Origin of the sequence: Bacillus sp. ILBB4 (genome assembly GCF_035064545.1) — a bacterium.
Lineage (GTDB): Bacteria > Bacillota > Bacilli > Bacillales > Bacillaceae_H > Priestia.
In genome coordinates, this window is the sequence record NZ_JAIQVD010000001.1 from 281,176 (window position 1) to 301,571 (window position 20,396).

24 protein-coding genes and 1 pseudogene are annotated in these 20,396 nt (G+C 37.6%); 10 read left to right on the forward strand and 15 right to left on the reverse strand.

Going from position 1 to position 20,396, the window contains the following annotated elements; all coding sequences use genetic code 11:
- The first annotated feature begins 42 nt into the window (after positions 1 to 42).
- Positions 43 to 1,149 (forward strand): mechanosensitive ion channel family protein, encoded by a 1,107-nt coding sequence (locus LAV82_RS01615; RefSeq protein WP_013058671.1) that lies wholly within the window; start codon positions 43 to 45, stop codon positions 1,147 to 1,149.
- A 39-nt stretch (positions 1,150 to 1,188) separates the two neighbouring features.
- Here LAV82_RS01615 and safA read toward each other — a convergent pair whose 3' ends face one another.
- The 5 genes from safA to LAV82_RS01640 all read right to left on the reverse strand — a co-directional run bounded on the left by safA (position 1,189) and on the right by LAV82_RS01640 (position 5,402).
- The gene (gene safA, locus LAV82_RS01620; RefSeq protein ID WP_088567421.1) at positions 1,189 to 1,812 is read right to left on the reverse strand and encodes a SafA/ExsA family spore coat assembly protein; all 624 of its coding nucleotides are present in this window, start codon (positions 1,810 to 1,812) and stop codon (positions 1,189 to 1,191) included.
- 137 nt (positions 1,813 to 1,949) lie between these two features.
- A complete protein-coding gene (locus LAV82_RS01625) occupies positions 1,950 to 3,314 on the reverse strand; it encodes a hemolysin family protein (RefSeq protein ID WP_028415084.1) in 1,365 nt (454 codons plus the stop codon).
- A gap of 612 nt (positions 3,315 to 3,926) precedes the next feature.
- Positions 3,927 to 4,157 (reverse strand): YuzI family membrane protein, encoded by a 231-nt coding sequence (locus LAV82_RS01630; protein WP_499715531.1) that lies wholly within the window; start codon positions 4,155 to 4,157, stop codon positions 3,927 to 3,929.
- A gap of 114 nt (positions 4,158 to 4,271) precedes the next feature.
- Positions 4,272 to 4,991: an NAD-dependent protein deacylase gene (locus LAV82_RS01635; RefSeq protein WP_499715533.1), complete on the reverse strand. Its 720-nt coding sequence runs from the start codon at positions 4,989 to 4,991 to the stop codon at positions 4,272 to 4,274.
- Between the two features lie 12 nt (positions 4,992 to 5,003).
- Positions 5,004 to 5,402: a universal stress protein gene (locus tag LAV82_RS01640; RefSeq protein ID WP_013058676.1), complete on the reverse strand. Its 399-nt coding sequence runs from the start codon at positions 5,400 to 5,402 to the stop codon at positions 5,004 to 5,006.
- Between the two features lie 158 nt (positions 5,403 to 5,560).
- On the opposite strand from LAV82_RS01640, the gene LAV82_RS01645 reads away from it, so the two are divergent.
- Entirely contained in the window at positions 5,561 to 5,704 is a 144-nt protein-coding gene (locus LAV82_RS01645; RefSeq protein ID WP_013058677.1) for a hypothetical protein, read from the forward strand.
- 26 nt (positions 5,705 to 5,730) lie between these two features.
- On the opposite strand, the gene pfkA is transcribed toward LAV82_RS01645, so the two are convergent.
- Positions 5,731 to 6,690 carry a 6-phosphofructokinase gene (gene pfkA, locus LAV82_RS01650; protein WP_013058678.1) on the reverse strand — a complete coding sequence of 320 codons (960 nt, stop codon included), beginning with the start codon at positions 6,688 to 6,690 and terminating at the stop codon, positions 5,731 to 5,733.
- 435 nt (positions 6,691 to 7,125) lie between these two features.
- Here pfkA and LAV82_RS01655 point away from each other — a divergent pair.
- A pseudogene (locus tag LAV82_RS01655) lies at positions 7,126 to 7,713 on the forward strand (C40 family peptidase); the annotation flags it as partial.
- A gap of 138 nt (positions 7,714 to 7,851) precedes the next feature.
- Entirely contained in the window at positions 7,852 to 8,394 is a 543-nt protein-coding gene (locus LAV82_RS01660; RefSeq protein WP_013058680.1) for a 5' nucleotidase, NT5C type, read from the forward strand.
- 152 nt (positions 8,395 to 8,546) lie between these two features.
- Here LAV82_RS01660 and LAV82_RS01665 read toward each other — a convergent pair whose 3' ends face one another.
- From LAV82_RS01665 to LAV82_RS01675, 3 genes are all read right to left on the reverse strand, one after another.
- Positions 8,547 to 8,672 carry a hypothetical protein gene (locus LAV82_RS01665; protein ID WP_013058681.1) on the reverse strand — a complete coding sequence of 42 codons (126 nt, stop codon included), beginning with the start codon at positions 8,670 to 8,672 and terminating at the stop codon, positions 8,547 to 8,549.
- Positions 8,673 to 9,117: 445 nt separating this feature from the next.
- On the reverse strand, positions 9,118 to 9,243 hold the full coding sequence (locus LAV82_RS01670; RefSeq protein ID WP_016765283.1) for a hypothetical protein: 126 nt from the start codon (positions 9,241 to 9,243) through the stop codon (positions 9,118 to 9,120).
- 103 nt (positions 9,244 to 9,346) lie between these two features.
- Entirely contained in the window at positions 9,347 to 9,751 is a 405-nt protein-coding gene (locus LAV82_RS01675) for a secondary thiamine-phosphate synthase enzyme YjbQ (RefSeq protein WP_499715536.1), read from the reverse strand.
- Between the two features lie 118 nt (positions 9,752 to 9,869).
- Here LAV82_RS01675 and LAV82_RS01680 point away from each other — a divergent pair, with 118 nt between their 5' ends.
- The 3 genes from LAV82_RS01680 to LAV82_RS01690 are packed head-to-tail and all read left to right on the forward strand — an operon-like array spanning position 9,870 to position 13,549.
- Positions 9,870 to 11,300 carry a spore germination protein gene (locus LAV82_RS01680; protein WP_029323899.1) on the forward strand — a complete coding sequence of 477 codons (1,431 nt, stop codon included), beginning with the start codon at positions 9,870 to 9,872 and terminating at the stop codon, positions 11,298 to 11,300.
- Between the two features lie 21 nt (positions 11,301 to 11,321).
- Positions 11,322 to 12,425, forward strand: coding sequence for a GerAB/ArcD/ProY family transporter (locus LAV82_RS01685; protein ID WP_098547263.1), 1,104 nt, complete (start codon positions 11,322 to 11,324; stop codon positions 12,423 to 12,425).
- Positions 12,422 to 13,549: a Ger(x)C family spore germination protein gene (locus LAV82_RS01690; protein ID WP_013058686.1), complete on the forward strand. Its 1,128-nt coding sequence runs from the start codon at positions 12,422 to 12,424 to the stop codon at positions 13,547 to 13,549. The genes LAV82_RS01685 and LAV82_RS01690 overlap by 4 nt, the downstream gene beginning before the upstream one ends.
- Positions 13,550 to 13,555: 6 nt before the next feature.
- On the opposite strand, the gene LAV82_RS01695 is transcribed toward LAV82_RS01690, so the two are convergent.
- Entirely contained in the window at positions 13,556 to 13,924 is a 369-nt protein-coding gene (locus LAV82_RS01695; RefSeq protein WP_211077451.1) for a hypothetical protein, read from the reverse strand.
- A gap of 230 nt (positions 13,925 to 14,154) precedes the next feature.
- Between LAV82_RS01695 and LAV82_RS01700 the strand changes: the two genes are divergently transcribed.
- Complete coding sequence (locus tag LAV82_RS01700; protein WP_013058688.1) at positions 14,155 to 14,757, forward strand: DUF3885 domain-containing protein; 603 nt, start codon at positions 14,155 to 14,157, stop codon at positions 14,755 to 14,757.
- A 39-nt stretch (positions 14,758 to 14,796) separates the two neighbouring features.
- On the opposite strand, the gene LAV82_RS01705 is transcribed toward LAV82_RS01700, so the two are convergent.
- The 5 genes from LAV82_RS01705 to LAV82_RS01725 form a co-directional block, all read right to left on the reverse strand.
- Positions 14,797 to 15,492, reverse strand: coding sequence for a hypothetical protein (locus tag LAV82_RS01705; protein WP_499715539.1), 696 nt, complete (start codon positions 15,490 to 15,492; stop codon positions 14,797 to 14,799).
- The gene (locus LAV82_RS01710; RefSeq protein WP_029323912.1) at positions 15,492 to 16,361 is read right to left on the reverse strand and encodes an ABC transporter ATP-binding protein; all 870 of its coding nucleotides are present in this window, start codon (positions 16,359 to 16,361) and stop codon (positions 15,492 to 15,494) included. Before LAV82_RS01710 ends, LAV82_RS01705 begins: the two co-directional genes overlap by 1 nt.
- Positions 16,358 to 16,726, reverse strand: a complete 369-nt coding sequence (locus LAV82_RS01715; protein ID WP_013058691.1) for a GntR family transcriptional regulator — start codon at positions 16,724 to 16,726, stop codon at positions 16,358 to 16,360. Before LAV82_RS01715 ends, LAV82_RS01710 begins: the two co-directional genes overlap by 4 nt.
- Before the next feature lie 106 nt (positions 16,727 to 16,832).
- Positions 16,833 to 17,588, reverse strand: a complete 756-nt coding sequence (locus LAV82_RS01720) for an alpha/beta family hydrolase (protein WP_499715541.1) — start codon at positions 17,586 to 17,588, stop codon at positions 16,833 to 16,835.
- Positions 17,589 to 17,812: 224 nt separating this feature from the next.
- Positions 17,813 to 18,703, reverse strand: a complete 891-nt coding sequence (locus LAV82_RS01725) for a YitT family protein (RefSeq protein WP_029323915.1) — start codon at positions 18,701 to 18,703, stop codon at positions 17,813 to 17,815.
- A 258-nt stretch (positions 18,704 to 18,961) separates the two neighbouring features.
- Here LAV82_RS01725 and LAV82_RS01730 point away from each other — a divergent pair, with 258 nt between their 5' ends.
- Complete coding sequence (locus LAV82_RS01730) at positions 18,962 to 19,771, forward strand: DUF4397 domain-containing protein (RefSeq protein ID WP_211077448.1); 810 nt, start codon at positions 18,962 to 18,964, stop codon at positions 19,769 to 19,771.
- Complete coding sequence (locus LAV82_RS01735; RefSeq protein WP_211077447.1) at positions 19,768 to 20,391, forward strand: class F sortase; 624 nt, start codon at positions 19,768 to 19,770, stop codon at positions 20,389 to 20,391. Before LAV82_RS01730 ends, LAV82_RS01735 begins: the two co-directional genes overlap by 4 nt.
- Positions 20,392 to 20,396: the final 5 nt, after the last annotated feature.

Below are 20,396 nucleotides of genomic sequence, written 5' to 3' on the forward strand. Positions count from 1 at the left end.
ATAAATGAACTGTAGCACAGTTTTGGTAACTAGGAGGATTGTATGGATTTTTTGAAGTCTCTGTCATCTTTAGATGATTGGAAAAAAATCGTGATTGCGATTGGGATCTTTCTGATCTTTTTAATTCTTCGCAAGCTGTTCACGACTTATTTGTTTAAGTTTATTATTGGTTTTGTCAAAAATAAAAAAATCAATTTAATTACGAGCGTTTTAGAAGCTTTTGAAAAGCCGCTGCGCTGGATTTTTGTGATTATTGGTTTCAAGCTTGCTCTTCCCTATCTTCCCTTTGATGTTTTAACAGCCGACACGGAAAGACATTTAGTTCGTTCAGCTTCTGTTGGCCTTGCAGGATGGGGCTTGTATAATTTAGCTGCTTCTACCAATTTATTTTTTGCAACGTTTGCCAAAAGCTTTGATATCCAAGTGGATCGAATCATTATTCCTTTTATTGAAAAGTTCATCCGCATCGTTGTTGTTATGCTTTCTATATCCATCATCGCAGAAGAATGGGGTTTTAACGTAAACGGCTTTGTAGCGGGTCTTGGGTTAGGTGGTCTTGCTTTTGCCCTAGCCGCAAAAGACACCGTTAGTAATTTATTCGGCGGAATTGTGATTATTACCGAAAAGCCTTTTACTATTGGAGATTGGATTAAAACACCGAGTGTTGAAGGCGTTGTAGAAGATATTACGTTTCGAAGCACCAAAGTTCGAACGTTCGCTCAAGCAGTCGTAACGGTTCCAAATGCTACTCTTTCTAATGAGCCTATTATCAACTGGGCTAAGATGGGAAAACGTCAAATTGCCTTTCATTTAAACTTGAATTATAATACACCAAAAGAAAAGTTAGAAACCGTAGTGACAAGAATTAAAAAGATGCTGACGGAGCACGAAGAAATTCACAATGAAACGATTCTTGTAAATTTTGACGGTTTCTATGAATCTAGTCTAAATATCTATCTGTATTTCTTTACAAATACAACCGTTTTTGCTGATTATTTAGATGTAAAAGAAAATATAAACTTCGAAATTATGGACATTCTTGAAGAAGAAGGCGTAGAATTTGCTTTCCCTACGCGCACACTCATCGTTGAGCAGGACGGAAAGCTTTCTGGCAATCCAAAAGAATTTCTAGAAAGTGCTCGAAGCTAAAAAAGCTGACTACTAAGTCAGCTTTTTTTCCTTTCTTTTTTAGTTTGAAATGAACATTTGAGTCCAGTAATGGCCGTAGCTTCCACCTTTAGCGTAACCTACTCCGATTTCGGTAAATTGACTCGATAGTATGTTTTTACGGTGACCTTCGCTATTCATCCATGCGTTAACCACTTCTTTTGGAGTTGCTTGTCCAGCAGCGATATTTTCACCTGCTGTACTGTATGTAATACCAAAGTTTTTCATCATGTCGAACGGACTTCCATATGTAGGCGATGTATGACTAAAATAATTTTTATCAATCATATCCTGCGATTTATAGCGAGCAACGCGAGCTACTTCCCAATTAGACTTTAAAGGCTTAAGTCCTACTTTAGCACGTTCTTGATTCACTAGCTGAACCACTTGCTCTTCGTATGAACTTCCTGCTTTATCGGTTGGAATAGTAATTTTCTGTCCCGGATAGATCGAATTAGGATTTTTAATAGCAGCATTCGCTTCAATCAGCTCGGAAACGCCAACCTGATATTTTACTGCTATTTTCCACATCGTATCTCCCGATTGAACGGTATGTACGGTTGCTGCTTGCGCAGTGTTATTAAGACCAAAAGCTAGAGTGACAGACAACAGTGTTACTAATAAAAGTTTTGATAGAGTTTTCATACTTTTATTAAAGCAAATTGATTTCAAGATTCATAGCGGTAATATTATCCCTTAGTTCCATCATATGACTTTATCATCTTCTCAGCACGCTTTTTTCATAAGAAAGGCGCACTGCTCTTTTGCAATGCGCCTTTTTGTTACGAAGATAAAGCCTGTGACTGGTTCATGTCCGACACATTAACCGCTTCATCCGTGCTTTGATGCACCTGACGTTTTTTGATCACATCAATATATTGAATGTGATGGCCTTCCATTTTCGTAACGGTAAAGTCATACTGATCAAAGCTAAGGCTTTCTCCTTGCTTGACGTCATATTTTTCCGTCAAGACCCAGCCTCCAATTGTATCAACATCCGTATCATCAATTGTTGTGCCAAGCAGCTCGTTAAGCTCACTTACTAATAACTTTCCATCTACAATATAATGATCGGGTTTGACTTTCTGAATTAATGGAAGTTCATCCGCATCAAATTCATCACGAATTTCACCGACAATTTCCTCTAAAATATCCTCTACTGTTACAATCCCTGCTGTTCCACCGTATTCATCAATTAAAATAGCCATATGGATGCGTTCACGCTGCATCTTAAGCAATAAATCATGAATAGGAATCGATTCAATTACTTCAATAACAGGACGGATATACTGTTTTAAATCTATTTTTTCCTTGCTGTTGTTCATGACAATCTCGGTTAAAATCTCTTTCATATTGACCATTCCAATAATATGATCTTTATCTCCATCGATGACCGGATAGCGGGTAAACCGCTCTTCTTGGACCATCTCAAGGATGTATTCGACTGTATCTTCCTGGTCAATCGAAACGACTTCCGTACGCGGCACCATAATCTCCTTGGCAACGCGATCATCAAAGTCAAAAATTTTACTTACATATTTAAACTCCGATTGATTGATTTCACCGCTTTTATAGCTTTCTGATAACAAGATGCGAAGCTCTTCTTCACTGTGTGCAAGCTCATTTTCTGAAGCAGGCTTTAGACCAAATAACCCTGTTATTAAACGAGAAGAACTGTTTAATAGCCAAATGAAAGGATAGGTTACTTTATAAAAGAGTATAAGCGGACGAACAAATAATAAAGTGACTTTCTCTGCTTTTTGAATTGCAAATGTTTTCGGAGCAAGCTCTCCGACCACAACGTTTATAAATGTAACAACCGCAAAAGAAATCGCAACAGATAGTACTTTTGTTAAAGCTCCGCTTATCCCTAGTTGATCAAGTAATGGTGAGAGGAGATGCGAAAGTGTAGGCTCTCCTAACCAACCAATTCCCAGCGCAGTAATCGTAATACCAAGCTGACACGCAGATAAGTATTCATCTAAATTTGAAATAACTTGCTTCGCAGCTTTTGCATTGCTGCTCCCTTCTGCTATAAGCTGATCCACTTTGGAACTCCTCACGCGAATAATCGCAAACTCGGTAGCAACGAAAAAAGCAGTTAATGCAATCAGTACCGCTAGTAAAATCAAGTTAAATATGTCCAATCAAGTTCCTTAGCTCGTTTAAAAACGAGTAAGGACTCACCTCCTAAAAAATAAAAAATTTGGATAAAGAACTCTATCCCTGTACTGATCACTTGGAAAAGTGCATATAAGGAGGAATCACATGATAAATGTATAAACATTTTTATATGGAGCAAAACTGCCAGTCTTTCTTCCTTATCTCACGTTTCACTCGTTAGTGTAGCAGGTCATTCTTTATTCAGCTGTTCTAGATGTGAAGCAATGGCTCACATCGCTTCATTTCATGATGTTGCTTCAGCGCTGATTCTCTCTTCCATTCATTTATAAAAAATTTAGTAGTTTACAATCTTTATAAAGTTAAAGTCTGTTAACGTCTTAAAAGAGCGATTATGTGATAAAGAGCGATATGCGTGAAGCAAATGTAGGTTTATATAATACTGTATTGTACGCTTTGACACTGGTGCATATAATGCTACTTCGCCAACGTGGTACACTGCCCCATCCAATCACCTCTATTTCCGTATATCTAAAAAGAATAAGGAATAATTATCCTATTTCTTTTTAAACTTATTGACTTTATTTTAAATGTTAAAAACTTTGCAGTCAAACGTTTTAGTTAGTCTCCTGCCCTTGCTATTTACTGGTGCGGCGATTTTTAGCAGGTAAATAAAAGCTTGCTGCTACACAAAAAAAACCAAGGACAAAACAGATAATGGGGAGTTTCACATCTATCGCTTCAGCATAATAAGTGAGACTCCTTCCGTGAATAGGGACAAGATTCATTTCAAAAATCAAAGTCAAAACAGCTGTCACTTTGAGTGCAATACCCACAATGAAGAGACAAACTCTCAAGCCTACACTCATATGCGAAAACATCCCTTCTATCCATTAGCGAATGGATGATGTACTACACCATATGATACATCCCTACACTTTATCACTAAATGCTAAAAAAGCGCTATGTCCATGCATAGACGCTTATAAATTTGCGACCACTTGTCCAATGGAATCATAGATAACCAAATCAAACAAATAATCGTAATGCGTAGGTTCTTTATTAATCATCACCATGTTTGTACGATTGTACCGGCTCACAAGCAGCGGAATCTGATTAATCGGTGCTACTTCAAGCGATGAACCAAGCACGATGAATAAATCAGATGACAGCGCTGCTGTAACTGCTTCATCGAACTGATGAATGGCATCTCCAAAGAGAACAACATTTGGCTTTAAAAGGCGCTCACACGCTGTACATTGTGGGAGAGCCGACTGATTTAAATACGCTAAGCCATACTCTTCTTTACAGCTTGGACAATGAGCTCTCTTAATGGATCCATGAATCTCAAAAACGTTCGTGCTTCCTGCATCTTGGTGCAAGCCATCAATATTTTGCGTAATCACATGCACGGTTTTGGCTTCTTGTAGTTCAGCAATAAAGCGATGGCCCGTATTTGCTTTATACTGATGCAGCATTTTAATATGAAAAATCTCTTTAAACAGCGGCCAAAACTCATGAGGATACTGTTCATAGAAGTCAGCAGCTACTATGTCCACAAAGCTTTTGTTTTGGCGATATAAGCCATTTTGAGAGCGAAAGTCCGGTATGCCTGACTCTGTGCTCATTCCTGCTCCCGTAAAAAAACAAATGTGTTTAGCATCATCAATGAGCTGTTTTAATTCTTTGTACTGTTTTGACATTGCATTTCTCTCCTATTTAACAATTAGCACAGGAATCGTTACTTGCTGTGCAATTTTAGAACTCACGCTTCCAAGCAGCATGCCTTTTACAGGATTTAACCCTCTGCTTCCTATTACTACAAGGTCAAATGAATTTTGATTAGCAAATTGAATCACTGTTTTAGCCGCGTCTCCATGCATAAACGTAATCTCATACTCCACGTTTCCTTGCTTTAAAATTTCATCTGTTGTATGTATCCGACTTTCCCGTTCCTCGTCGCGGCTAAGTGATTTTAATCTTGAATCACCCTCTACTGCATAAATAACTTGAATAAAACTGTTTTCCGTCAGCTGAGCCAGCTGAACGGCTTTTTCTGTTGCTTTAGCTGCATGCTCTGAGCCATCTGAGGCAAGTAAAATTCGTTTAAACATCACGCTTCCTCTCCTCTTTTGTAAAATGGTCTTCTCTCTTTACTATATCACTCGCTGTTCAAATGTAATCATTTTTTTAATTATTTCTATAATTTTTAAAATTATTTGTCTACTTTTATGATAAACTGAAAGAAAACGTATACAGAGGGGATGGAACAATGTTTGGTTTTGAATTAATTTGCACTTTTTGCAAAGGGCTCGGAAAGCTAGCCGTTATTCCTGGTATCGGTTACATGAAAACATGCAAACACTGCGAAGGGACAGGGATGCAATCAAAAAAAGACGAAACTCCTTCAATATAAGAAGTTTCGCCTCAGCAACACTGTGATTAGATTGAAAGCTCTTTAGACAAACGGTACATATCAGCATTGATATGGTGAGGTTCACCTAAAATTTCCATAATATCATAATCTACAATTTCATTTTTACGGATACCGATTGCACGGCCGCCTTTACCTTCTAGCAGAAGCTCGACTGCACGACCGCCGAAACGGCTTCCTAGCACCCGATCTTGAGCAGTTGGGGAACCACCGCGCTGAATGTGTCCTAATACTGTTACACGCGTTTCAATACCTGCAGCTTCATGAAGCTGCTTCGCCACTTCATTACCATTGGCTACACCTTCAGCTACTACAATAATGCTGTGCTTTTTACCGCGCTCTTGGCCTTTTCTCAAACGATCTACCATTTCTTGGAACTCATCTTTTGCTTCTGGGATAAGGATTGTTTCCGCACCGCCAGCAAGACCTGACCAAAGAGCAATGTCTCCTGCATTACGACCCATAACCTCAATAATAAACGTACGTTCATGAGAAGTCGCCGTGTCACGGATTTTATCAATTGCATCGATAACCGTATGAAGAGCCGTATCAAATCCTAATGTAAAATCTGTTCCTGGAATGTCGTTATCAATTGTTCCTGGGATACCGATACAAGGGAAACCAAGCTCTGTTAGTTTTACAGCTCCCATATATGATCCGTCTCCACCAATAACTACTAAGCCTTCAATACCGTGCTTCTTAAGGTTTTCAATACCTTTTAAACGCCCTTCTTCTGTTTTGAATTCTGGACATCTTGCAGAATAAAGCATAGTTCCACCGCGTTGAATGATGTCACCAACATCTCCAACTTCTAGCTTTTTAATATTTCCTTCTATTAACCCTTGATATCCTTGATAGATACCGTAAACTTCCATACCTTCATGAATTGCTTTACGCACAACAGCACGAACCGCAGGATTCATACCTGGAGAATCTCCGCCGCTTGTTAATACACCTATTCTTTTCATTACTTTCACCTCATCAAAGTCACATACATGACTACTATATTATAGTTCTACATTTTACCCGAGTTCGAACTTTTTGTGTAGTAATTCACAACATATTTCTTTGTTAAATTTTAAATGTACATACTTTTTCATATCTTTTAGTTATTTACCGTCAAATATTCAAAGTTTTTCTAGCAATATTGCACATCTAAAGAACCCTTTTAGTTACAGCTTTTATAAGACTATATTCACCTTTATATTTCATTTTTTTCATATATGTAATGAAATTGTAACGTAGAACACTGTCGAAAGATGATATGATGAATTTACTCAAATCAGGAAAAATTTTCAGGGGGTACTAGTTTTATGAAAAAAGTAATAGCAGCTCTTACGCTTGCTGGCGTTATTGTTTCTACTAGCCCGATTGTCAGCCAAGCGGCTCTAGGCGACCAAACGCTTCGCCAAGGCATGAATCATCAAGATGTTAAACAACTACAACAAACGTTGAAAAATAAAGGTTATTTTAAAGGGAATACGACTACATACTTTGGGACTGTTACAACTTCTGCTGTAAAATCATTTCAGCGCAAAAATGGACTAGCAGCAGATGGTATTGTTGGAAAAGGAACGTATGCTAAACTAGGCGTTTCAGCAAAGGGTAAATCTTCTTCTAGCTCAGCGCGCTATAACCCTAACGCAGTGATTAACAAAGGAAAACAGTATATGGGCGTTCGATATCGCTGGGGTGGAACAACGCCAAGCGGCTTTGACTGCAGCGGTTTTATTGGCTATGCGTTCAAACATGGCGGCGGGGTTCAACTTCCTCGAACAGTAGCTCAAATTTATCAAAAAGGAACGCGCGTCTCAAGTCCAAAAGCTGGAGATATTGTGTTCTTTCAAACCTATACAAAAGGGCCTTCTCATGCAGGAATTTATTTAGGAAATAACCAGTTTCTTCACTGCTCTTCATCTAAAGGTGTGAGCATCTCTTCTCTGAAAGAGAGCTATTGGAGCAAACGCTATTTAGGTGCTAAAAGAATGTAGTTTCTATAAAAGGGCAAGCTGTGCGATTTTGATGCGGCTTGCTCTTTTTCTGCATGTAAAAGATTTGGTATAGTAGAAGCAGCACATTACATTGCAAAACCAAGCTTGTAGATGAATACTGTAAAGGAAGTTGAATAAATGCACACCCTTTTAATTGACATGGATTCTGTCATTTGTGATCTTATGACGGATTGGCATAACCAATATAACAAAGATTATTGCGACAGCTTATCGGTTGAAAAGTTAAAATGCTGGGAATCAGAAAAGTATGTAAAGCCGGAATGCGGCACAAAAATTTATGACTACCTCGATCAGCCGGGGCTTTTTTTACATTTAAAACCTCTGCCTCATGCTGTTGAGGTTCTTAAACGACTTTATGAAAGGTTTGCCATTTTAATTGTCACAAGCAGCCGTACCTATGCTTATACAGAAAAAGAGCAGTGGGTTGAAAAACACCTTCCGTTTATCGGAAAATACAATATCGTGTTTACACACCAAAAAGATAAAATATACGGAGACTTGCTATTTGATGATGCACCGCATAATTTGAAGGCTTTTCAAGCTACAGGTCGCCATGCTGTTGCCATGAGCTACCCGTATAACGAAGAAGTAAAGGTCCCTCGCGTGGACGATTGGCTTCAGTTTGAACAGTACGTAAATACTTATTTCAACGAATGTTGAGCTTAAAAAAACACGTGGACTTTGTCATCAGAGAATGAATGCAGTGCGTTTGTTAGCACAGCTATAAGCATAAAAAAACCGCCCAAAAGGCGGTTTTTGACGGATAGCCCCCTAAGGGCTATCCTCTTTTTATTTAAAAAAGATATAGTTTTTTAGTACTTATCAGCTGATGAGAAAAAGTCCATAATGGCATGGATAATTTCAACGGACTGAAAAGAGAACAATGATATGGCTGTTAATGAAAAGAAACCAATCATGGCCATACGTACAAGTAACATAGACTAATCGCCTCCCTGTTTTGAACTAAATGAACGCACCCAAAACAATTCGCTATCTGTCTTTGTTTGTACGACGTTTTCGCCAAGCAAAGGCAGCTCATTCACTGCGTGTAACAATAACAATGAATCTTCATCTTTATCTTAAAGACTAAGCGTATAGTTAGTATATCAAATGAAACTTTTTCTTCAAGGCTGTACTAGCGGTAAAAAAGGAAATAGTATGAAACGATGCGTTTTATCTTTATTTCATACAATTCAGTACCCTAATATTTATTATATTAAACATTTTAAGAAAATTACTACTATTATATCTTTTTTATAAAAAAATATTGAGACATAGCTACATGCAGTAAACCTGCGTTCACCATCACAATGAAAAAATCCGAACGATTCATCGTTCGGATCCTCTTTCAACTGAAATACTTTTGTTCCGGCCTTCCCCATTTTATCGACACGTACTGTAATACTCATTGACAATGTCTAAAATGGTTGGGTATTCTTCCACCCATGTAAAATTTGTTTTTTCATTTTCTTTTTTTACTGTTTCTTGTTCTGCACCTATCTTTTCCATTGTTCAATCTCTCCCTTTAACTGTTATATAACATTTATATTAAATTAACTTTGTTTTATAACAATTTTCAAAAAAAAGTTGGACAATGACGTATGAAAAAAAGTTATTGTGCCGATAAAATTTTTACATAATACGTACGAGTCCTCGGTCCATCAAACTCACAAAAATAAATTCCTTGCCACGTTCCTAGCAGCAGCTGCCCATCGTGAACGATTATATGCTGAGAGGAGCCGACCGTGCTCGCTTTGAGGTGCGCCGCCGTATTTCCTTCCATATGAAGATCTAACTTATGTTCCCAAGGATATACTTCATCGAAGCGTCGGATCATATCGGTTTTTACATCCGGATCCGCATTTTCATTAATTGTTATACCAGCGGTTGTATGAGGACAGTAAACAACTACAGCCCCTTCTTTTAACCCTTCTGTTCTTAGTACTGCCTGCATCTGACTCGTAACGTCAATCATTTCGTCACGCTTATTCGTTTTTAACGTAAATGAATGTAGCATATCATCACCTCTTTTCTTTACCATAACATATCTTTTCTATTCTTCCACATTTTTCGCATAACTCGTTTTTACATCGTAAACACTAAACTCATTAATACAACAGGCGGTGAGTTTATTTATGCTCGATTCAAAATTTCAGCCCAATGCAGACTACACCGTTCAAACGTTTCTAGATTTGGTGGGTCAAAATACAGATGTTGGTTCCAAAAAATTATGGCTGTCTCCCACAAAATATATATGTATTATTTATCTCCAAGGATTAGTCGACGGAGAAAAACTTGATAATCTTACTCAGCATGTTGTTGAGACAAAAGCAAAAAGTGAAACGCAAACACTCGATGACATCGATTCGTTTATTTCTGTCATTAAAGACAAAGAAGTTTATACATACAAGCAAGCGATCTCGTGTTTTTTTAAAGGTCAGCCCCTGCTGTTTATTAGCGAAAGCACCACGGCATACTCATTAAATATGTCTATGACCAAACAGCGCTCTTTAAGTGAACCTACAACAGAAAAAGTAGTGCGTGGCCCTAAAATTGCTCTTATTGAAAACTTAGATGAAAACCTTGGTCTTTTAAGGCAGCGTTCTACCGAAGAAGAAATGGTTATTGAAGACATTTATATTGGAAATACAAAGGAACATCGAACAAGTATCGTTTTTCATAATAAACACTGTCAAACTCACATCGTGAATCAAGTCCGAGAGAAATTATTAGACATTCCTTTAGATAACATTCAAGACTCAGGAATGATTGAAGAATTTTTAGAAGAAGCACCTTACTCACCGTTCCCTCAAGTACAAAATACAGAAAGACCGGATCGTGTTCTCGCTGCGGTGAATGAAGGGCGAGTAGCCATTTTAGTAGATGGCTCTCCTTTTGCTCTTTTAGTGCCTACAACTTTCGATATGATTATGAAATCACCCGATGATTATTACGAAAGATGGATAGCCGGTTCATTGCTAAGATTACTAAGGTACTTGTCTATTTTTATTACCCTATTCTTTTCAGCTATTTATATTTCACTCGTTTCGTTTAACCAAGGCCTGCTTCCGACTGAGCTAGCTATTACGATTGCGGCCACACGAGAAAACGTTCCTTTTTCTCCTTTTATCGAAGCAGTGGTCATGGAAGTGACGCTTGAATTATTGCGCGAAGCCGGGCTGCGTCTCCCTACTCCTGTTGGACAAACAGTTGGACTTGTAGGCGGGGTTGTGATTGGTCAAGCAGCGGTGGAAGCCCATATCGTTAGCTCCGTTATGATTATTGTTGTATCTGTATCGGCAATTGCGTCCTTTACCGTTCCTCAGTACGGAATTGGCCTTTCGTTTCGAATTTTGCGTTTCGTATCTATGATGATTGCAGCAATCTTTGGGTTATATGGCGTTACCATGTTTTTTCTTGTTCTCGTCATTCATCTAACCAAGCTCGAAAGTTTTGGTATGGCTTACTTCAAACCGTTTTTTGCGTTAAATAAAAAAGCCTGGAAAGACTCTTATATTCGTCTGCCAAACAAAAGTCTAAAACAGTCTAAAAATAAATCGGAATAAAACTGACACAAGGAGGACCATATGGAACAATCACAGTCACAATCAAGCAAGCTTCTTTCAGACTTTTATGCCATTTCAATTATTTCTTCAACCATGCTGGGCGTCGGTTTATTAACACTGCCAAGCAGCATTACAAACCAGACAAATAATGCAGATGGATGGATTGTACTTATTATGGACGGCCTTTTGTTTATTGGAATTGTTCTTTTTTTAGTCTGGATGGTTAAGTATTTTACGATTAGCTGTATGTTTGATTTCTCGCAAGAAGTAACCGGCAAGCTGATTGGAAATATATTCAACTTTGCTATAGTCGTTTATTTCACATCTGTAGCAAGTTTTGAAGTAAGAGCTATGGCAGAAATGATTCATTTTTATTTACTGGAAACGATGCCCATTGAGTTAATTATCCTTTCGTTTATTTTGACAGGCGTCTATTTAATCACTGGCGGCATTGATTCTATCGGAAAAGTAATGGCGCTATGTTTCCCTGTAACGGTCATTATTCTTCTTATCTTATATCTTCTTAGTATTGGAATGGTCGATTTAAAAAACTTGCAGCCTGTGTTAGCTGATGGCTTCAGTCCGCTTCTTTCTGCTTTTACAACCGTCTCTGTCTCCTTTTTAGGGATTGAAACGATTGTATTTCTTCCAAAGCATATGAAAAACAAAAATCATTTACGAAAAGTTTCTATCATCGGATTTTCCATTCCTTTACTTTTATATATTATCACTTACGTATTAGTTGTCGGCGCGTTATCCGTCCCGGAAGTAAAAACAACCGTGTGGCCTACCATTGAATTTGTTCAGACGCATGAAGTAAAAGGAATTTTCTTTGAGAGGCTTGAATTATTTTTACTTATTGTCTGGCTTCTTCAGTTTTTTTTAACCTTTGTAATGTATTTCTTTTTAGCTGTTTCAGGATTTAAAAAGATTTTCAAAAACCGATCAACTACTAATATTATCTTTCTTGTGCCCGTTCTATTTATGAGCTCTTTAGCGCCCAAAACAGCAAGCGACGTGTCGAATTATTCAACTGTTCTAGGCTGGGCATTTTTAGTGACATTTTTAGTTATCCCTCTTTTTTTCAGCATGTTAATGAAAATAAAAAAGGTTGTGTTCAAATGACGAAAAAATGTCTTCCTGTCATAATGGCCATTTTTTTATTGTGCGGCTGCACAAATCATCGAAACATTGAACAACTTGCTCTTGTTATAGGAGTGGCAATGGATATTACATCGAAAATCGAACCAAAAACAGGAAAAAACCAGCTTGTGCTGACTCATCAAACGTTAACCGAAACGGAATCCGGAAATATGTCTTCTTCCATTCCATACAAAAACATTACAACAGCTGGTCCTACAATTCATGAAATTACGCGAAATATTTCGCTGAAATCTGATCCTATATACAGCCAGCATCAGCGAGCACTTTTAATAGGAGAAAAAGCGAGCAAGACCATCCCTCTTGATGCGCTTATCAATCAGTTTGTCCGTGACAATGAAATACGGCGCAGCAGCCTTGCGTTTGTTACAAAAGGCGATGCTAAAAACGTTTTAACGATTCAAGGAATGTCTGTACCGCCTGTAAACTTAATTTACGAGCTTGTTTACAATAAATTCAAAACGAATAAAATTCTAAATCCCCTAACAATGGGAGAGCTATCGGCTAAGTTAAAAACCGATCAAAGCTTTTTAATACAGCGGCTTTCTAAAATAAAAAATAGCGTTGAAATAGACGGCGCGGCAATCATAAAAGATAAAAAAGCAAAATTCACCTTAACTCAGCACCAAGTGGAGGGTTTAACGTGGTTAACGGGGAATATTAAAGGCGGAATTATTTATGGCAAACACAGATCATACCCATTTTCCTATGAAATTGGAGATGTTCAGCAAGATGTGAAGGCCCGCATTGATTCAAATCACTCCGTTCATTTTGACATCAACGTTCAAACAAGCGGCAGGCTATCAGAAGATTGGGAGACTTCAAAACAGGCTCTTGCCGCCTCTAATGTAAAGAACACCGAAAAAAAAATAGAAAAAATCATTCGAAAAGACGCAGAAAAAACACTCCGCTTATTGCAAAACAACTACAAAGCTGATGTGATTGACCTGCATGATTACGTGCGAATTCATCATCCTCATTTTTGGAAAAAACATCAGCATGAATGGGATGAAATTTTTAGCCAGTCGACCATCGACTATCATGTTCAGGTTCAAATTAAAGATTTTGGGACACAGGGCAGAGATTAGCTCTTATTACTCAACGCCAGCTTCAGTGAGCTCTTTTTTCTTTAGTTCCATAATCGTGAACTTATCGGTATAGTTTTTGCTGACGAACAGCTGGCGTTCATTGTCGTTATTAAAATAAAATTTTTTATTATCTTGATATTGAAAATTCACTTTCTTCTTTTTCATCTGTTTAATAAACGTTAAGTAGTCATTTGAATGAATGAGATACCTTTTAGGCTTATCGGATATTTGAACAACATCTTCACCCGAAGATTTTAATTTTACAATACTCCATGCAATGGGGAGAGGATTACCTTCTTGAAAGATCGTTTTGTGAAAAATGAGCACAAAGAAAGCAGCTGTAATAATTGAAATAAGAAAAAGCTGTTTTTTCACCGTATATCATCCTTTCTTCACGTCTTTACTACGTTAAGTAATACGACAGGCGTATGAAAAAACCTGTTCATCCGCAAAGGTTGTGTAAAGAAATAATGCAAAATCAACAAAATATAACAGTTTGGTTACCTTTTGATTAAATAACATTACTTCTTTACAAATTTAGCTAATCACGTGATAGACTAAACTCAACATATTAAGTCAGGACTAAACTAAATGAGGTGTTGCGTATGACTACAATGCGGCTTCAATCATACTTAACAACAATGTTTCCAAATGTTCAAATGAAAAGACCTCTTTTTTATAACGCGCCCGCAGGTATTCGCTTTACCCTTACCAATCAAAAAGGCGTATGGGAACGAGAATACATGAAAAATGTGTACGCACGCGCTTATGAAATTTTTGAGACACTCCATGAAAAAAATGATGAGCTGTTACTTGTTTTCAAAGCGAATGCTGCACAGGATGATTTACTTTTAAAAAAGAAAAAAGAAACAGCTATTAAAAAATTCATTCGCTCTCGCCTGAAGAAACAAGAAGTTCAATCCGTAGCATTATTAAATAACGCTGAGTATATTATTGCCTGTAAAACAAATGATGTGAAAGAAAAGCTTCTTTTGCAATCAATTGCCAACCGCGATCTTCATATTCATCCGGCTATTGAAGAAGAGTGTTATATTGTGAATTTGAATAAAGAAACCATCTTCCACCTATACGACGAGCGCGGACTGGACATTGTATCGAACAATCAGTCTTCTCTTCAACTTCTTCAGCAAAAGTTTCACGACTGGATTCTAGATATTGATGCAGCTTGCTCTAAAAAAGTACAATAAAAAAAGCAATCATTCAGTAAAGGAATGATTGCTTTTTTATTAGGCTTGATGGACAGGAGACGCTTTTTTTAAAAACAGCCAGTTGATAAGAAAGAATAAGAAGCTTACGATAACCATTGTTCCGAATGTAAGTAACAGCGACCCGTTCGAAAGGCTTTTTATAAAATGAATAACCGGTTCTTTTGTCACTGGAATCGTAAACAGTAAAATTAAAACAGCACCGGTGATCATCCCTCCTGTTTGCCCGAATTTGTAAACGATACTGCCGAGCAAACACGATGCTGCTGTAATAAAAAAGATAAATACAGCGTCCGTTAAAAAGTGAACAGCGACAGTAGGGTCATGAAAGATAAAATCGCTCGCATAATAAAGCTGAACATTCATTAAATTGAAACTATTAATCACCTTTATTGAAATGCTCATGATGACAACATTGATAAGGGACATTACAATTGCAAATAAAGCAAAAACACAGGTCATCGTTAAAAGATATGCTTTACGAGTAGCTCCTAACTTTAAGCAAAAGGAGAAACTTTTTCGAATGATAATAAAACTTACAATACCTGAAAAGATGTACTGCGGCATACTTGTTACTAATAGAAGATGCTCATTCACCTGACTGAACACTAAAATATCTACTACAATAAAAGCTAACAGAATCGTCCAAAAGCGAATCATTAAATACTTTAGTTCAACGTAGAGCGAATAACTAATGGCGGCAAACTGTCCTTTCATTATGCTACACCTCCACGATTTGCTGTAAGATAAATCATAATATCCTGTATGTGAACAGCTTCTACATGAAATGAACTGTCGACAAGCTCTTCAGCATAAATATCTTCATTAAAGAGCACTATTTTTTTCTCTCCTCCGAATACTTGTTCATGGATTACTTGCTTTCCTTTTTCATATTCTTCAATTTGACTTTTAGGTCCTTTCACACTTACGCAGCGCTGCTGCAAATTTTCTGCCGTATCCTGAAGAATCAGCTTTCCTTTTTGCATAATGAGTACTTCTTCAAATAAATTACTTACCTCATCAATTAAATGCGTTGAAATAATGAACGTGCGTGGATACTCTTCATATTCATCCAATAAAAGCTCATAAAAACGCGCTCGCATCGCAGCATCAAGTCCAATATAAGGTTCATCAAAGATTGTGATGCTCGTTCGAGAAGATAGCCCAACAATAATTCCTAATGCTGATTCCATACCTTTAGATAATGCTTTCACTTTCATATTACAATCTAAATCGAACTCTTCCATAAGCCTCTCAGCAGCTTCTTCACTCCAGTAAGGATAAAAAAGTGACGCAATTTTTAGCACGTCTTTGACTTTTAATGTTTTTTTGAAATTTCCGCTTTCGTTAATTAAGCAGATGTTTTGCAAAACAGAGCGGTTTTCAAATGGAGATTGATTTCCCACTTTTACCTCTCCTGTCGTAACTGGAATATGTCCTGCTACAATTTGCATCAGAGTCGTTTTGCCGGCTCCGTTTCTACCTAGCAACCCGTATATTTTATTTTGTGCTAGCGTAAGTGAAATGTCTTTTAACACTTGTTTAGACCCATAGCATTTATTTAACAACTGCGCTTCTATATTCATTTTATTTCCCCCTTGTCTAACAGCTCTTTTAGCTCGTTTACCGTAATCCCCAAATGCTGTGCTTCTTTTTTCAGGGGAACGATAAAACGGTTATAAAATTCTTCTTTTCTTTGTGTAAGCAATACTTCTTTGGCGCCCGCACATACAAACATCCCTATCCCTCTCTTTTTATACAATATTCCGTGGTCAACTAGCTGATTAATTCCTTTAGCTGCCGTTGCAGGGTTAATGCGATACATTTTGGCAAATTCATTCGTAGACGGTACTCTTTCTTCTTCTGGAAAAGCATCATTCAAAATATTCTCTTCGATGGTTTCTTTGATTTGTTGGAAAATTGGTCGCTGATGATCTAGTGATTGTTTCATTTTGACTACCTCACTTAAGTGGTTCATTACTTATGTAACTAACTATATAACTGACTGGTTATTTTTTCAAGCGTTATTTCCAAAAAAAAGAAAAAGAGTCCGTCAGTTAGTTACTGACGGACTTTTTCATTTGACTGTTTAACCACTTGACCGTTCTTTTTACTAGCTCATCCTGCTGCTCTTTAGTGGAAATACTGGCTTTGTTGTCGCCTTTTTGTTTCCCGTACATTCCAAACTGTGCGTGATTAGCTCCTTTTACTTGGACCAGCTCCGTATTTTTTGAAAGTAAATGCTTGGTTTCTTTAATTTTTCCAGGTGCCGATAAACCATCTTTCTCACCGGTTAAAGACAAAATAGGATAAGTGGAAGTTGAAAAATTATTTTTATTCATCGGATACGATGCTAAAAGAACTAAGCCTTTTATTGAATCTTGATGATCATACGCATAAGAGGCTGCACTCACTCCTCCAAGGGAATGCCCTCCGATAAACCATGCGGAAATCTTCGGGTAGCTCTTCACAATATCCGTTGCTTTGTTTTGACTAAAAAAACTCATATTAAACGGAGAATCTACAACAGCAACAAGATATCCTTCATTTGCAATTTGCTGAGCATAATAGCCATATGCTAACGGCTCTACTTTAGCACCTTGATAAATAATATAGCCGGCTTTTATCTCTTTGTTCGTTTGAGGTTTGAATACGTAATAATCGTCTTTCTTCACTACTTTTTTCTCATCTACTAGTGAGTGAAGCTGCTTTGAAGGTTCATAATCAAAACCTGACCATATGACAAAAAAAGCCACGGTTACTGCAACAAGAACAGCAAGACCGACTCCTAATGTTTTTAACGTTTTTTTCATGTCACTCCCTCTTTCTGTTTTTTTACTATGTACTCTTTTTATATCTTTTAGACATTTTACATGTTTGTTTTAAAGATATACAAGAAAAAAGAGAGGTTCGATATGCCCAAAGCAGGACGCAGCAGAAGTGACATAAACCATTCCATATACTCGAAACAAAGAGAGAAAATTTAAAAGGCTGCTGCATGTAATAACGGGACAGCCTCATTAGCAGACAACCTTCACTAATGAATATCTCGTTTTTTAAACCTCCCTCCTCTAACTTCAGCAATAGCTGCTACAGCAAAAAAAGCAGATGGATCTATCTCATCGATAATCGCTTTTAGCTTTGCTTCTTCAAGCCTGGTAATAACACAAAAAATTACTTTTTTATCATCTCCCGTATACGCCCCTTCCCCATTTAAATACGTGACGCCTCTCCCTAAACGAGCAAGAATTGCTTCGCCAATTTGTTCATATTGTTCACTGATAATCCAAGCTGACTTAGACTCATCTAACCCTTGAATCACAATATCAATCGTTTTAAAAGCAATGAAGTAAGCCATTAAAGAATACATAGCGCGATCCCAGCCAAATACAAAACCGGCACTTCCCAAAATAAATAAATTAAAAAACATAATCGTCTCACCTACAGAGAAAGGCGTACGCTTATTAAATAAAATAGCTAATATCTCGGTGCCGTCTAGCGAACCTCCGTACCGAATAACAATTCCTACTCCCACACCGAGAACAATTCCGCCAAACACAGTGGCTAAAAGAGGATCACCTGTTAAGACCGGTAAGTCGTGAAAAATAGAGGTAGCAATGGATAGAATGATAACACCTAAAAGCGTAGATAGCGCAAATGTTTTTCCAATTTGCTTGTAGCCAATAAAAAAGAATGGAAGATTTAATACGAAGATATAAAAGCCGATTTGAACATCGGTTAAGTGGGATAAAATAATAGATATACCTACAATTCCACCGTCAATAACCTCATTAGGGACAAGAAAAAATTCTAGCCCGACGGCCATTAAAAGGGCTCCCACTAAAATAAACAGCATGCGCTTTACAATCATTTTAGCTGATAGCGAACGATGAACAACCTTTTTTATTTCATGATCCGTTTGCAGCACATAACTTCCCCTCCTTTTATGATAGAGACATCAACTACTAACCAAACCCTCTCTTTTAATATTATCACAAAATTCAAACTATTTACCTGCTCTTTTACAAAATTTCATCTAATGAAATAAATTATGCATATATTGGATAAAATTGTAGATGATAACAAGTGAATAAATACCCGATCATGTTCAAAAGTGAATGCATGCCCACCACTTTTCATACGGGACTAACAGGACAAACTTAGATTAAAAGGAGAGTAAAACGTTATGAACCGTGTAAAGATTATTGCTGCTTCTTTACTCGCAGTTTTATTGCTAGCTTTTTCAGATAATTTCACTTCTGCAGCTGTGCAGGAGGCGATGATACGAGTTGTGCATGCGTCACCTGATGCACCTGAAGTAGATATATATGTGGACAATCAAAGCATCGTAGTCGGCGCATCGTTTAAAGATGTGACAGATTACCTTAAAGTACCTGCTGGGTCTCATAAAATAGAGGTATACGCCATAGGTACAAAAGGAAAAGAAAAACCTGTCATTTCCACTAATGTAACCGTCGAAGCAAACAAGGCCTATACTCTTGCTGCTATTAACCAAGTTGCACACTTAGAATTAAAAGTAGCTCAAGATGATATGAACGTAGCTAAAGGAAAGAGTAAAATTCGAATTGCTCACTTTTCTCCAGATGCTCCCGCTGTTAATGTAGGTATTAATCACGGCCCTACTTTGTTTAAAGACACTGCCTTTAAACAAATGACAAATTATTCTGAAGTAGATGCCGGAACCTATGATTTAACCATCGCAACTAGTCAAGACAATAAAAAAGTACTGGACATTCCAAACCTTAATTTAGAAGCTAACACGGTCTACACAGTGCTCGCTATTAACAAAGCCGACAGTCTTGAAACGCTTTTATTAAAAGATAATACGGCTATGCCTTTCGAAATGCCAAAAACAGGTATGGGCGGTGCTTCACAGGATAATTATAATTCAATTGTGCCAGTTCTTACTTTATTAGGAATTGGAGCGGTCGCTATATTTGTTGTTCGTCGTCACAGAGGATACGAAAGCGAATGAAATGGATAGGAGGGGTTTTCACCTTTTCTTTTATACTATTCATGAGCAGCTGGTTTGCCCAACCAGCAATTGCAAACGGCTCGACGGATTTTGTTGTGAAGATGGCTGAAACAAAATCGGCTCAATCCTTGAAATCTTCAGGAAACGCTTCTACGCCTCTTCCATCTCAGCTTATTATTCCGAAGCTTCATATTAAGGCTTTCATAAAAGGAATGGGCCTTACTAACCAAGGTGAAATGAGCGTTCCTGATAATGGTCATGATGTAGCTTGGTTTAAGCTTGGCGCAAGACCCGGAGAGGAAGGAAATGCGGTCATTGCAGGACATGTTGATGATCAAAAAGGACCCGCTATCTTCTATCATCTCGACAAGCTCACAAAAGGAGATGAAATTTTTGTAACCGATCAGCAAGGGGATCAGCTGACCTTTGTTGTTACCAATAAAGCTTCTTATCCCCGAGATTCTGCTCCTATCAGAGAGATTTTCGGTCCAACTTTTCAACACCAGCTTAATTTAATCACCTGTACGGGAACGTTTAATCATAAACAGAAAACTCATGAGCGAAGGCTCGTTATTTATACAAGCCTTCGCCCGGAAAAAACAGCCGATGTTTCTCACTAAACATC